The sequence below is a fragment of the Bradyrhizobium sp. 521_C7_N1_3 genome, from assembly GCF_052075975.1.
GTDB classification, from domain to species: domain Bacteria; phylum Pseudomonadota; class Alphaproteobacteria; order Rhizobiales; family Xanthobacteraceae; genus Bradyrhizobium; species Bradyrhizobium japonicum.
Map to the genome: position 1 here is coordinate 3,483,523 of NZ_CP197232.1, position 13,029 is coordinate 3,496,551.

Annotated in this window: 10 protein-coding genes; 9 read left to right on the top strand and 1 reads right to left on the bottom strand. The window is 64.6% G+C overall.

Features of this window, described 5'->3' with window-relative positions:
- Positions 1 to 52: 52 nt before the first annotated feature.
- Positions 53 to 892 carry a formate/nitrite transporter family protein gene (locus AB7008_RS16205; RefSeq protein WP_441259068.1) on the bottom strand — a complete coding sequence of 280 codons (840 nt, stop codon included), beginning with the start codon at positions 890 to 892 and terminating at the stop codon, positions 53 to 55.
- Positions 893 to 1,565: 673 nt separating this feature from the next.
- On the opposite strand from AB7008_RS16205, the gene AB7008_RS16210 reads away from it, so the two are divergent.
- The 9 genes from AB7008_RS16210 (at position 1,566) to AB7008_RS16250 (ending at position 12,866) form a co-directional block, all read left to right on the top strand.
- The gene (locus AB7008_RS16210) at positions 1,566 to 2,876 is read left to right on the top strand and encodes a CmpA/NrtA family ABC transporter substrate-binding protein (protein WP_039151511.1); all 1,311 of its coding nucleotides are present in this window, start codon (positions 1,566 to 1,568) and stop codon (positions 2,874 to 2,876) included.
- A 61-nt stretch (positions 2,877 to 2,937) separates the two neighbouring features.
- Positions 2,938 to 3,834 carry a nitrate ABC transporter permease gene (gene ntrB / locus AB7008_RS16215; protein ID WP_028157046.1) on the top strand — a complete coding sequence of 299 codons (897 nt, stop codon included), beginning with the start codon at positions 2,938 to 2,940 and terminating at the stop codon, positions 3,832 to 3,834.
- 13 nt (positions 3,835 to 3,847) lie between these two features.
- The gene (locus AB7008_RS16220; protein ID WP_441259069.1) at positions 3,848 to 4,642 is read left to right on the top strand and encodes an ABC transporter ATP-binding protein; all 795 of its coding nucleotides are present in this window, start codon (positions 3,848 to 3,850) and stop codon (positions 4,640 to 4,642) included.
- A gap of 336 nt (positions 4,643 to 4,978) precedes the next feature.
- Complete coding sequence (locus tag AB7008_RS16225) at positions 4,979 to 6,370, top strand: MFS transporter (protein ID WP_441259070.1); 1,392 nt, start codon at positions 4,979 to 4,981, stop codon at positions 6,368 to 6,370.
- Positions 6,371 to 6,491: 121 nt separating this feature from the next.
- On the top strand, positions 6,492 to 6,920 hold the full coding sequence (locus AB7008_RS16230; RefSeq protein ID WP_441259071.1) for a globin family protein: 429 nt from the start codon (positions 6,492 to 6,494) through the stop codon (positions 6,918 to 6,920).
- A gap of 10 nt (positions 6,921 to 6,930) precedes the next feature.
- Positions 6,931 to 8,148: an NAD(P)/FAD-dependent oxidoreductase gene (locus tag AB7008_RS16235; RefSeq protein ID WP_080588497.1), complete on the top strand. Its 1,218-nt coding sequence runs from the start codon at positions 6,931 to 6,933 to the stop codon at positions 8,146 to 8,148.
- A gap of 14 nt (positions 8,149 to 8,162) precedes the next feature.
- Positions 8,163 to 10,859 carry a molybdopterin-dependent oxidoreductase gene (locus AB7008_RS16240; RefSeq protein ID WP_441259072.1) on the top strand — a complete coding sequence of 899 codons (2,697 nt, stop codon included), beginning with the start codon at positions 8,163 to 8,165 and terminating at the stop codon, positions 10,857 to 10,859.
- A 262-nt stretch (positions 10,860 to 11,121) separates the two neighbouring features.
- Positions 11,122 to 12,018 carry an SMP-30/gluconolactonase/LRE family protein gene (locus AB7008_RS16245; protein WP_441261211.1) on the top strand — a complete coding sequence of 299 codons (897 nt, stop codon included), beginning with the start codon at positions 11,122 to 11,124 and terminating at the stop codon, positions 12,016 to 12,018.
- A gap of 8 nt (positions 12,019 to 12,026) precedes the next feature.
- Positions 12,027 to 12,866: an aldo/keto reductase gene (locus AB7008_RS16250; protein ID WP_304493283.1), complete on the top strand. Its 840-nt coding sequence runs from the start codon at positions 12,027 to 12,029 to the stop codon at positions 12,864 to 12,866.
- The last annotated feature ends 163 nt before the right edge of the window (positions 12,867 to 13,029 follow it).

Genomic DNA, 13,029 nt, shown 5'->3' on the forward strand with positions numbered 1-13,029 from the left:
CAGGCGAAGGGAGCCCCACCCTGGTCGGGTGAGGCTCCTCTGTCGAGACGTATCAGGCCGCAACGCGGGTCGGCGCGGCCTTGCCGACTTGGCGCTTCGGCTTGGTCATGACGTGGGTGGCGTAGAGGGTCATGCCGGTGAAGGCGAGGCCGCCGACGAGGTTGCCGAGCACGGTCGGGATCTCGTTCCAGATCAGATAGTCCATGATCGAGAATTTGGCATGGAGCATCAGGCCCGACGGGAACAGGAACATGTTCACGACGGAATGTTCGAACACCATGTAGAAGAACAGCATGATGGGCATCCACATCGCGATGACCTTGCCGGGGACCGAGGTCGAGATCATGGCGCCGACGACACCGGTCGAGACCATCCAGTTGCACAGCATGCCGCGCATGAACAGCGTCGCCATGCCGGCCGCGCCGTGCGCGGCATAGCCGAGCGTTCGGCCTTCGCCGATGTTTCCGATGGCCGCTCCGACCTTGTCGGGGTCTTGCGTGAAGCCGAACGTCGTCACGAAGGCCATCATGAAGGCGACGGTGAAGGCGCCGGCGAAATTGCCGACGAAGACCAGGCCCCAGTTGCGCAGCACGCCGCCAAGCGTGACGCCGGGACGCTTGTCGATCAGGGCGAGCGGCGAGAGCACGAACACGCCGGTGAGCAGATCGAAGCCGAGCAGGTACAGCATGATGAAGCCGACCGGAAACAGTATCGCGCCGATCAGCGGCTGGCCGGTGTTCACGTTGATGGTGATGGCGAACCATGCGCCGAGCGCGAGGATGGCGCCGGCCATGAAGGCGCGGATGGCAGTATCCCGGGTGGACATGAAGATCTTGGACTCGCCCGCATCCACCATCTTGGTGACGAATTCCGAAGGCGCGAGATACGACATCAATGGTTCCTTTTGCTTCGTAAGTGAGATCGACACGCCCGAGAGAGCGCAGCTGAACATCATTGGCCGTGCGGACAGCTCTGCCGCGCACGAGGGCTATGGAATGTCTGGAAGCCTTGGGAATCGCGTCACGAGGACTGAGCCGGGAGGGCCGCGAAGCAGTTGAGCTTCCGGGATGCAGCCGCCAGAGGCTGCAACAATGCGGCAAGCCGCAGTCTTCGTTGACATCGGTGAAGAAGCAAGTTGCGTGCCGTGTGGGTGCGATGGAAAAGTCGAGCGATATCAATCGGATGCTGCGCGCGTTGATCCGGCTTTTGCGGACGCACGGCCTTTTGCTTGGGCGACTGCATAAGATTTGTGCGGCGCACAAGGAATGAGCAATCCGCAAGTTCCGCGTGCGCAGCAGTCCTGCGACAGTCTGGCGCGGCGTCAATAACCCATTCATTTTTCGACATTTTTTGAAGTGACGGGCTTGGCATGAAGCTTGAATCATTCAAGCCGACGCCATTGAAGCCGTCCCGCGAGACTTCTCATCCGATTTGCCGACGCCACCAGACGGGGGTCTCCCCCGCCATGCGTTCGCATGCGCCTCTTTCTGGCGTCACGGACGGACGGGCCGCTCGCGCGCACTGACGCCATCAATTCTGCAACGATGCAAAGGACGACACTGCCTATGACCAAGCGCACCCGCCAGCCCTCGGGCCTGAGCCGCCGTCAATTGTTGAAGGCCGCCGGCAGCACCACCGCTCTTCTCGCCGCCGCCAAGCTGAATTTCCCCGCCGGCGCCTTCGCGCAGGACGCAGGCCCCGAGGTCAAGGGCGCCAAGCTCGGCTTCATCGCGCTCACCGACGCAACCCCGCTGTTCGTCGCCAAGGAGAAGGGCATCTTCGCCAAATACGGCATGCCCGACGTCGAGGTGCAGAAGCAGGCCTCCTGGGGCACCACGCGCGACAACCTCGTGCTCGGCTCCGAAGGTAACGGCATCGACGGTGCGCACATCCTGACCCCGATGCCGTACCTGATCTCCTCCGGCAAGGTGACGCAGAACAACCAGCCGACGCCGATGTACATTCTGGCGCGCCTGAACCTGAACGGTCAGTGCATCTCGGTCGCCAAGGAATATGCCGACCTCAAGGTCGGAATCGACACCGCGCCCTTCAAGGCGGCGCTGGAGAAGAAGAAGGCCGGCGGCAAGGCCGTGAAGGCCGCGATGACGTTCCCGGGCGGCACGCATGATCTCTGGATCCGCTACTGGCTCGCCGCCGGCGGCATCGATCCCGACAAGGACATCGAAACCATCGTGGTCCCGCCGCCGCAGATGGTCGCCAACATGAAGGTTGGCACTATGGACTGTTTCTGCGTCTGCGAGCCCTGGAACCTGCAGCTCATCCATCAGGAGATCGGCTACACCGCGATCACTACCGGCGAGCTCTGGGACAAGCATCCCGAAAAATCGTTCGGCATGCGCGCGGCCTGGGTCGACAAATATCCGAAGGCGGCGAAGGCGCTGCTGATGGCGGTGATGGAAGCCCAGCAATGGGCGGAGAAGGTCGAGAACCGCGAAGAGGCCGCGGTGATCTGCGCCAAGCGGCAGTGGATCAACTGCCCGGTCGAGGACATCACCGACCGCATGAAGGGCAAGTTCGACTACGGCACCGGCCGCGTCGTCGACAACTCGCCGCAGCAGATGCGGTTTTGGAAAGACCAGGCCTCCTATCCGTTCCAGAGCCACGACCTCTGGTTCCTCACCGAGGACATCCGCTGGGGCAAGTACGAGGCCGGCTTCGACACCAAGGCGCTGATCGCCAAGGTGAACCGCGAGGACCTCTGGAAGGATGCGGCCAAGACGCTTGGCGTCGCGGCCGCCGATATCCCGGCCTCGACCTCGCGCGGCAAGGAGACCTTCTTCGACGGCAAGGTGTTCGATCCCGAAAATCCGGCTGCCTATCTGAAATCGCTCGCGATCAAGCGCGTCGAAGTCTGATGGAGCCCGCGGCCGCCGTCGGGCGGCCGCGTCGTCCTTTGAAGCCGGAGAGGGATTTTCAATGAACATGCCTGCCACGAAGATTGAGGTTGAGACCGCAACGCCTGCGGGTGTCGCCGCGCCGGTCGTCGCGATGACGCTCAAGCGTCCGCCGCGCAGCGAGGCCTACGCGCGTATGGCGAGGGAGACCGCCGTGCGCGTGATTCCGCCGCTGGTGGTGATCGCGCTGCTGACGCTGGTGTGGGAGCTGGTGTGCCGCCGCGCCGGCTCGGCGCTGCCGCCGCCGTCAAAGGTGTTCAAGGACACCAAGGAGCTGATCTTCGATCCGTTCTTCGATCATGGTGGCATCGACAAGGGCCTGTTCTGGCATCTCTCCGCCAGTCTCCAGCGCGTCGCGCTCGGCTATTCGCTCTCTGCCATCGCCGGCATCGCGCTCGGCGTGCTGGTCGGGCAGTCGGTCTGGGCGATGCGCGGGCTCGATCCGCTGTTCCAGGTGCTGCGCACCATCCCGCCGCTGGCCTGGCTGCCGCTGTCGCTCGCGGCGTTCCGCGACGGCCAGCCGTCGGCGATCTTCGTCATCTTCATCACCTCGATCTGGCCGATCATCATCAACACCGCGGTCGGTATCCGCAACATCCCGCAGGACTACCGCAACGTCGCCGCGGTGGTGCAGCTCAATCCGCTCGAGTTCTTCGGCAAGATCATGATCCCGGCGGCGGCGCCCTACATCTTCACGGGCCTGCGCATCGGCATCGGCCTGTCCTGGCTCGCCATCATCGCAGCCGAAATGCTGATCGGCGGCGTCGGCATCGGCTTCTTCATCTGGGACGCCTGGAATTCCTCGCATATCAGCGAGATCATCCTGGCGCTGTTCTATGTCGGCATCGTCGGCTTCGTGCTCGACCGCCTGATCGCGGGCCTCGGCAAGATCGTCACCCGCGGCACGGCGCAGAACTGAGGGAGAAGGGCACATGACCGCCTATCTGAAGCTCGACCATATCGACAAGGTCTTTACCCGCGGCGCCGCCACCACGGAGGTGCTGAAAGACATCAACCTAACGATCGAGAAGGGCGAATACGTCTCGATCATCGGCCATTCCGGCTGCGGCAAGTCGACCCTGCTCAACATCATCGCAGGCCTGACCGGCGCCACCACCGGCGGCGTGCTGCTCGAGAACCGCGAGGTCAACTCGCCGGGTCCCGATCGCGCCGTGGTGTTCCAGAACCACAGCCTGCTGCCGTGGCTGACCGTCTACGAGAACGTCAAGCTAGGCGTCGACAAGGTCTTCGCCAGGACCAAGTCCCGCGCCGAACGCGACGCCTGGGTCATGCACAATCTCAACCTGGTGCAGATGGCCCACGCCAGGGACAAGCGTCCCTCGGAAATCTCCGGCGGCATGAAGCAGCGCGTCGGCATCGCCCGGGCGCTGGCGATGGAACCGAAGGTGCTGCTGCTCGACGAGCCGTTCGGCGCGCTCGACGCGCTGACCCGCGCGCATCTGCAGGACTCGGTGATGGCGCTGCATCAGAAGCTCGGCAACACCATTCTGATGATCACCCACGACGTCGACGAGGCGGTGCTGCTATCCGATCGCATCGTGATGATGACGAACGGGCCGAGCGCGCGCATCGGCGAGGTGCTGGAGGTGCCGCTCGCACGCTCCCGCAAGCGGCTCGATCTCGCGACCAACTCCACTTATTTGAAGTGCCGCCACCGCGTGCTCGAATTCCTCTACGAGCGTCATCGCTTCGTCGAGGCCGCGTAAACGAAGGTTTAACGCGGAAGATCCGCGCGCCTAAATAATCGACACCTCGCTCAATCCTTGTGCGCCGCACAAGGATTGAGCGAATCGCAAAATTTGCGAGCGAAATACACCTGGAAGAATTTCGGGCAATGCGAACAAGCCCCTGAATTCCCTGTATTTCCCGAACGCGCGCAATTGGCACGGAAATTGAAATACCTTTTCCGACGCCAACGACGACGTCCCTCAACATCATCAATCAGCATCGTGAACTCGCCACCGGGGCATGGCCTCGGCGCGCGCCTCCGCGTGGAGGCTGAGCCTGCAACGACGCAGCGGTGAGCCTAGAAGGGATTATCAATGACGACGAATCCGACTCGAAATCCGACGTGGATTTCTGATTGGCGCCCCGAAGACGAGGCGTTCTGGAATGCGGGCGGCAAAGTGATCGCCCGGCGCAACCTGATCTGGTCGATCGTGGCCGAGCATATCGGCTTCTCCGTCTGGCTGATCTGGAGCATCGTCACCACCAAGCTGCCGCAGGCGGGCTTCCACTACACCACCGACCAGCTGTTCCAGCTCGTGGCGGTGCCGGGGCTGATCGGCGCATTGATGCGCTTCCCCTATACGTTCGCGGTCACCACCTTCGGCGGCCGCAACTGGACCATTTTCAGCGCGGCTATCCTGTTCATCCCGACGCTGTCGCTCGCCTATTTCGTCAGCCAGCCCGACACGCCGTTCTGGCTGATGCTGCTGATCGCATCGACCGCGGGTCTCGGTGGCGGCAATTTCGCCTCCAGCATGACCAACATCTCCTTCTTCTTCCCTGACCGGATGAAGGGATGGGCGCTGGGGCTGAACGCGGCCGGCGGCAATATCGGCGTCTCCAGCGTGCAGCTCTTGACCCCGATCCTGATGACGCTCGCGGTCATCAACCTGTTCCAGGCGTCCCCCGTCGACGGCATCTTCCTCCAGAACGCCGGCCTGATGTGGGTGCTGCCGATCGCGATCGCGGTGTTCGGCGCGGTGTTCTTCATGAACAACCTGACCACGGCCAAGGCGTCGATCAAGAACCAGCTTGCCGTGGTCAAGCGCAAGCACACCTGGATCATGGCGTACCTCTATATCGGAACGTTCGGATCCTTCATCGGCTACTCGGCGGCGTTCCCGCTGCTGATCAAGACGCAGTTTCCGGCGATCTCGATCTCGATCGCGTTCCTCGGGCCGCTGGTCGGTTCGCTGTCGCGACCGCTCGGCGGCTTGCTCGCCGACAAGATCGGCGGCTCCATCCTCACCTTCTGGAATTTCATCGCGATGGCGGCGGCGACGGTCGGCGTGCTCTACTTCGTCGGGCACAAGGACTTCACCGGCTTCCTTGCGATGTTCCTGATCCTGTTCGTGACGACGGGCATCGGCAACGGCTCGACCTACCGCATGATCCCCTCGATCTTCCGCGAGCAGAACCTGTTCAGGGTGCGCGGCAAGGGCGATGCGGCGCGCGCGGCGGCCTTGAAGACCGCGAGCATCGAGAGCGGTGCGGCGGTCGGCTTCATCGGCGCGATCGGCGCGGTCGGCGGCTATCTGATCCCGACCGGTTTCGGCAAGTCGATCGCCATGACCGGTGGGCCGTCGCTCGCGCTCGCGATCTATCTCGCTTTCTACGCGTCCTGCCTCGGACTGACCTGGTGGTTCTACCTGCGTCGCAGCCCGCAGGATGAGGGCGCGTCAAGCCTCGCGGAAGCGCGAGTCTGAGTTTGGCACGAATGTCGCTTCTCCCCGTACGCGGGGAGAAGACTCTCTGATGACGTTTGACCCATGAACCTTGTTCGCAACGGCGCGGACAAAGGCAGACCGAAACAGACAGGAGAACATCATGACGCCCGAGCAAATCACCCTCATCCAGCAGAGCTTTTCCAAGGTCGCGCCGATTTCAGAGGCCGCTGCGGTGCTGTTCTACGATCGCCTGTTCGAGGTGGCGCCGTCCGTGCGCGCGATGTTTCCCGAGGACATGACCGAGCAGCGCAAGAAGCTGATGGGCATGCTCGCCGCCGTCGTCGGCGGCCTGTCGAAGCTCGAGACGATCCTTCCCGCGGCCTCGGCGCTCGCCAAGCGTCACGTCGCCTATGGCGCCAAGGCCGAGCACTATCCGGTGGTCGGCGCGACCTTGCTCTGGACCCTCGAGAAGGGCCTCGGCGAGGCCTGGACGCCCGAACTCGCCACGGCCTGGACCGACGCCTACGGCGTCCTGTCCGGCTACATGATTTCCGAGGCCTACGGCGCACAGGCGCAGGCCGCCGAATAGGAGATGCCTTGTGAGTGAACCGCTGGTCATCGTCGGTAACGGTATGGCGGCCGCGCGTCTGGTCGACGAGCTCGCCAAGACCTCGCTCGGCCGCTACGCGGTCGCGGTGATCGGCGAAGAGCCGCGGCTCGCTTACAATCGCGTACTGCTCTCCTCCGTGCTGGCCGGCGAGACCGGCTCGCACGAGATCGAGCTGAGGCCGGCCGACTGGTGGCGCCATCGCGGCGTCACCGTGCGCTACGGCTACCGTGTCACCGAGATCGACACCGGCCGCCGCGAGCTCAAGATCGAAGGTGAAGAGAGCGTGGAATATTCCAAGCTCGTGCTCGCCACCGGCTCGACGCCGCTGCGGCTCAACGTGCCGGGCGCCGATCTCACCGGGGTGCACACCTTTCGCGATACGCGCGACGTCGATCTGCTGCTGACGCTGGCTGCGGCGAAGAAACGCGTCGTCGTGGTCGGCGGCGGCCTGCTCGGGCTCGAAGCGGCCTATGGCCTTGCGAAAGCCGGCGCGCCGGTGACGCTGCTGCACCTGATGGACCGGCTGATGGAACGCCAGCTCGATCTGCCGGCGGCCGACCTGCTGAAGACGCTGGTCGAGCGCAAGGGCATCCGCATCCTGCTCAATGCCTCCACCGCCCGCATTCACGGCGACGGCCATGTCGAAGCCGTCGAGCTCGCCGACGGCACGCGCATCGAGGCGGATGCCGTGATCTTCGCCGCCGGCATCAGGCCGAATGTGGCGCTTGCCAAAGAGGCGGGCATCGCGGTCAACCGCGGCATCGTCGTCAATGACGAGATGCAGACGGCCTCGCCCGACATCTACGCGCTCGGCGAATGTGCCGAGCATCGCGGCACCTGCTACGGCTTGGTCGAGCCCGCTTACGAGCAGGCGCGCGTGCTGGCGCGGCATCTCGCCGGCCGTCCCGCCGCCTATCAGGGCAGCGTGGTCTCGACCAATCTGAAGGTCTCCGGCGTCAGCGTCTTCTCCGCCGGCGACTTCATGGGCGGGGACGGCAGCGAGAGCCTGGTGCTGTCAGACCGCAGGCGCGGCACCTACAAGAAGCTCGTCATCGCCGACGGCCGGCTCACCGGCGCGGTGCTGATCGGCGATACCGTCGATGCGCTCTGGTATCTCGAGCTGATCCGCAATCGCGACAAGGTGACGGCGATCCGCACCGACATGATGTTCGGCCGCGCGCTGGCGCGTCCCTCCAAGGCGGCTTGATAAGGCAGCTCGATATGACGGCGATCGATCCCACGCTCCGCGCCACCAAGACGACCTGTCCCTATTGCGGCGTCGGCTGCGGCGTGCTGGCGACGCCCGACGGCAACGGTGGCGCGGCGATCGCGGGCGACCCGGATCATCCCGCCAATTTCGGCCGGCTGTGCTCGAAGGGCTCGGCGCTCGGCGAGACCATCGGGCTGGAGAGCCGGCTGCTCTATCCGATGATCCGCTGCAAGGGCGTGCTGGAGCGCGTCGCCTGGAGCGATGCGCTCGACCACGTCGCCCATCGCATGCAGCACATCGTGGCGCGCGACGGCGCCGACGCGGTCGCGTTCTATCTCTCGGGCCAACTCCTGACCGAGGACTATTACGTCGCCAACAAGCTGTTGAAGGGCTTTGTCGGCACGGCCAATGTCGACACCAATTCGCGGCTCTGCATGTCGTCCTCGGTGGCCGGCCATCGCCGCGCCTTCGGCGCCGACACCGTGCCGGGCTGCTACGAGGATCTCGACCAGGCTGACTTGCTCGTCTTCGTCGGCTCGAATGCGGCTTGGTGTCATCCGGTGCTGTTCCAGCGCATGTTGAAGAACCGGCAGGAGCGCGGCGCGCGCATGATCGTGATCGATCCGCGCCGGACCGACACCGCCAGCGACGTCGATCTGTTCCTCGGCCTCAAGCCCGGTACCGACACCGCCTTGTTCTCCGGCCTGTTCGTCCACCTCGCCGACAATGGCGCGCTCGACCAGGATTACATCGCGCAGAAGACGTCGGGCTTCGATGACGCGCTGGCACGCGCGCGCAACATCGCCGGCAGTGTCACCGCGACCGCGCTGGCGACGGGCCTGTCCGAACAGGACGTCGCCGCCTTCTTCAAGATGTTCCGCGACACCGAGCGCGTCGTCACGCTCTACTCGCAGGGCGTCAACCAGTCGGCGCAGGGGACCGACAAGGTCAACGCGATCCTGAACTGCCATCTCGCCACAGGGCGCATCGGCAAGCCGGGCGCCTCGCCGTTCTCGCTCACTGGCCAGCCCAACGCAATGGGCGGCCGCGAGGTCGGCGGCCTAGCCAATATGCTCGCCGCACACATGAGCTTCACGCCGCCGGACATCGATCGCGTGCGGCGGTTCTGGAAGGCGCCGCGCATCGCGACTCATGAGGGATTGAAGGCGGTGCAGTTGTTCGAGGCGATCAACCGCGGCGAGGTCAAGGCGCTGTGGGTGATGGGCACCAACCCCGCGGTGTCGCTTCCCGATGCGGATTTCGTGCGTGAGGCGCTGAAGAAGCTCGAGCTGTTCGTCGTCTCCGAGAACGTGCTCTCCAACGACACGGTCGAGGCCGGCCCGCATGTGCTGCTGCCGGCGCTGGCCTGGGGCGAGAAGTCGGGCACGGTGACCAACTCCGAGCGCCGCATCTCGCGCCAGCGCTCGTTCCTGCCGGCGCCGGGCGAGGCGCGGCCGGACTGGTGGATTCTCAGCGAGACCGCAAAGCGGCTCGGCTTCGGCGACAGCTTTAGTTACAAGTCGGCCGCCGATATTTTTCGCGAGCATGCGGCGCTCTCGGCGTTCGAGAACGATGGTAGCCGCGATTTTGACATCAGCGGGCTCACCTCGCTGTCGGATGAAGCGTTCGATGCGTTGAAGCCGGTGCAGTGGCCGGTGCGCGAGGGTCAGGCGTCGAGCGAGCGCTTCTTCGCGAGCGGCGGCTTCTTCACCAATGACGGCAAGGGCCGCTTCATCGCGCCGGAGGTGCCGTCACTGCGCGGCGAGACCGGACCGTCGCGCCCGCTGCGGCTCAACACCGGACGTATCCGCGACCAGTGGCACACCATGACGCGCACGGGTCTCAGCCAGCGTCTCGGCGCGCATCTGCCGGAGCCGTTCGTCGAAATCCACCCTGATGATGCCAGCAAATACGGCATCTTGCATGATGGCTACGCCCGCATCACCACCGATTACGGCCAGTGCATCCTGAAGGTCGTCGTCAGTGATCGTCAGCAGCGCGGCACGCTGTTCGCGCCGATCCACTGGAGCGCGATGAACGCCTCGCACGGCCGCGTCGGGGCGCTCGTGCAGTCCTTCACCGATCCGTTCTCGGGCCAGCCGGAGTCGAAAGCCACGCCGGCGGCGATCTCGCCTTATGAATACGTCTTCCGCGGCTTTGCGCTGTCGCGCAAACAGCTCGATCTGCCGCCGAACCTGATGTGGACCCGTGTCACGGTTACGGGCGGCTTCGGCTATCTCTTCGCCGACAATGCGGACCTGTCGCGCTGGCCGGCCTGGCTCGACGGCGTCGCCGGCGAGGATGTCGCCGACTATCGCGACTTCGGCGGCGGCGTCTATCGCGCGGCCTCGTTCGCAGGCGACCGCATCGAGACCTGCCTGTTCGTCGGCCCCGCGCATGATGCCGGCGACTGGGAGGTGGTGAAGAGCCTGTTCGTGGCCGACCACGTCACCGACGAGCAGCGCCGCATGCTGCTGTCAGGCAAATCGACGGAGGGCGCGGCCTCGAGCGGCCCCATCGTCTGCGCCTGCTTCGGCGTCGGCCGCGGCACCATCTGCGACACCATCGCGAGCGGCGCGCGCACGGCGGCCGAGATCGGCGCCAAGCTCAAGGCCGGCACCAATTGCGGGTCATGTATCCCCGAGCTGAAGCGGCTGATCGCGACGACGGAAGTGCGGGTGAAGCAGGCGAAGGTCGCGGCAGGGTAGGGATCTCTCCAGGCTGGGAGGCGGTCTCGTGCCCCGGACGCTGCGCAGCACGAAGTGATATGCTGCAGAGCCGGGGCCGATCTAGCAGCAGAGTGTTTGGCCTTTCTGGGTCCCGGCTCTGCGCAGCAGCGTTTCACGCTGCAGCGCGTCCGGGACACGAGAGTGACGTGGACGCAGCCATGCCCTTCGCCCAATCGACGCGCCCGCGATTGTGCCCTATGTTCCCGCGCACTCCCCCTCCACATGCACAAAAACAACAATGATGTACCTGGAAACGCCGCCGCGCCTGATCGAAACCAAGATCTTCTCCACCATGCCGGACCAATTCCGCCGCAAGGGCGTGCGGACCGATTGGGCGGAGGCCAACCGCCCGGGTGTGCCGACCGATAGTTTTGTCGAAGGGCCGTCGTTCGACAAGGACGGCAACCTCTACATCGTCGACATTCCCTTCGGCCGCATCTTCCGCATCGCGCCTGATGGCGCGTGGTCGCTTGTGATCGAGTACGACGGCTGGCCGAACGGATTGAAGATCGCCGCCGACGGCCGCATCCTCGTGGCCGACTACATGCACGGCATCATGGAGCTCGACGCCGGGGCAGGGCGCATCAGGCCCGTCCTGACCGCTCGCAATTCGGAATCGTTCCGTGGCTGCAACGATCTGCATCTCGCCTCCAACGGCGACATCTTGTTCACCGATCAGGGCCAGACCGGCCTGCACGACCCAAGCGGCCGTGTTTATCGCCTGACGCCGAGCGGCCGGCTCGATTGCCTGCTCGACACCGGCATCAGCCCGAACGGCCTGGTGCTCGACCCCAGCGAAACCGTGCTGTTCGTCGCCATGACCCGCGACAATGCGGTGTGGCGGTTGCCGTTCATGAAGGACGGCAGCGTGTCGAAGGTCGGCCGCTTCTGCTCGCTGTTCGGCACCAGCGGTCCTGATGGCATGACCATGGATGCGGCCGGTCGCCTGTTCGTCGGCCACGCCTCGCTCGGCCACGTCTTCGTGTTCGCGCCGAACGGAGAGCTGATCGCGCGGATCAAGTCGTGCGCGGGGCCGAGCTGCACCAATGTCGCCATCGGTGGCGCGAAGAAGGATCGGCTCTATATCACGGAGTCAGGGACCGGCAGCGTGCTGGTTGCGGATATCAGCGGATTGTGAGCTTTGACATGAACACAAAACCCTTCGGCAAGACCGGCGCGAACGTCTCCGTCATCGGGCAGGGCACCTGGTATCTCGATCATGGCGACCGCAAGCGCGCGGTCGCGGCGCTTCAGCGCGGGCTCGATCTCGGCATGACCCACATCGACACCGCCGAGATGTACGGCGATGCCGAGCTCGTCATCGCGGATGCGATCGCAGGCCGCCGCGATGAGGTGTTCCTGGTTTCGAAGGTGCTGCCGAGCAACGCCTCGCGCGGCGGCACCATCACGGCGTGCGAACGCTCGCTGAGGCGGCTGAAGACCGATCGTCTCGACTGCTATCTGCTGCACTGGCGCGGTTCCTATCCGCTCGAGGACACCGTCGCCGCGTTCGAGGAGTTGGTGAAGGCCGGCAAGATCAAATCCTGGGGCGTCTCCAATTTCGACGCCGACGATCTCGACGAGATTCTCGACGTCTCCGGCGAGGGCCGCATCGCGTGCAATCAAGTGCTCTATCATCTCAAGGAGCGCGCGATCGAGCATGCGGTGATCCCGTGGTGCGAGACGCATGGCGTCGCCGTCGTCGCATACTCTCCGTTCGGCCACGACGATTTTCCCGCAAGCAACAGCAAGGGAGGCGCGGTGCTGGCACGCATCGCGGAGGCGCGTCGTGTGACACCGCGGCAGGTCGCGCTGAGCTTCCTCACCCGTGCAACTACGGTGTTCGCGATCCCGAAGGCCTCGTCCGCGGAACATGCCGGCGAGAATGCGGCGGCCGGCGATCTCGTGCTGACGAAAGAGGAGATTTCGGCGCTCGATGCGGTGTTTCCGCGCGGTCCGAAGCCGCGCAGTCTGCCCATGCTGTAGTGCACAAACGCCTATTATTAATGGAGTATTGACGCGCGGTCGTCAGCGCATATCGGCATCCTGTTTTCGGAAGTTGTGAAAGCGGCGCAATTGTCGTTTTTTACGACCGTTCCCGAATCGTCGTTTTTCCAGGTTCCAGCCGTGACACCGCCGCCCGCCGTAG

Bases quoted from the DNA above. Each gene is read 5' to 3' on its own strand.
- AB7008_RS16205 (WP_441259068.1), bottom strand. From the start codon at position 892: ATGTCGTATCTCGCGCCTTCGGAATTCGTCACCAAGATGGTGGATGCG.
- AB7008_RS16210 (WP_039151511.1), top strand. From the start codon at position 1,566: ATGACCAAGCGCACCCGCCAGCCCTCGGGCCTGAGCCGCCGTCAATTG.
- ntrB (WP_028157046.1), top strand. From the start codon at position 2,938: ATGAACATGCCTGCCACGAAGATTGAGGTTGAGACCGCAACGCCTGCG.
- AB7008_RS16220 (WP_441259069.1), top strand. From the start codon at position 3,848: ATGACCGCCTATCTGAAGCTCGACCATATCGACAAGGTCTTTACCCGC.
- AB7008_RS16225 (WP_441259070.1), top strand. From the start codon at position 4,979: ATGACGACGAATCCGACTCGAAATCCGACGTGGATTTCTGATTGGCGC.
- AB7008_RS16230 (WP_441259071.1), top strand. From the start codon at position 6,492: ATGACGCCCGAGCAAATCACCCTCATCCAGCAGAGCTTTTCCAAGGTC.
- AB7008_RS16240 (WP_441259072.1), top strand. From the start codon at position 8,163: ATGACGGCGATCGATCCCACGCTCCGCGCCACCAAGACGACCTGTCCC.
- AB7008_RS16245 (WP_441261211.1), top strand. From the start codon at position 11,122: ATGTACCTGGAAACGCCGCCGCGCCTGATCGAAACCAAGATCTTCTCC.
- AB7008_RS16250 (WP_304493283.1), top strand. From the start codon at position 12,027: ATGAACACAAAACCCTTCGGCAAGACCGGCGCGAACGTCTCCGTCATC.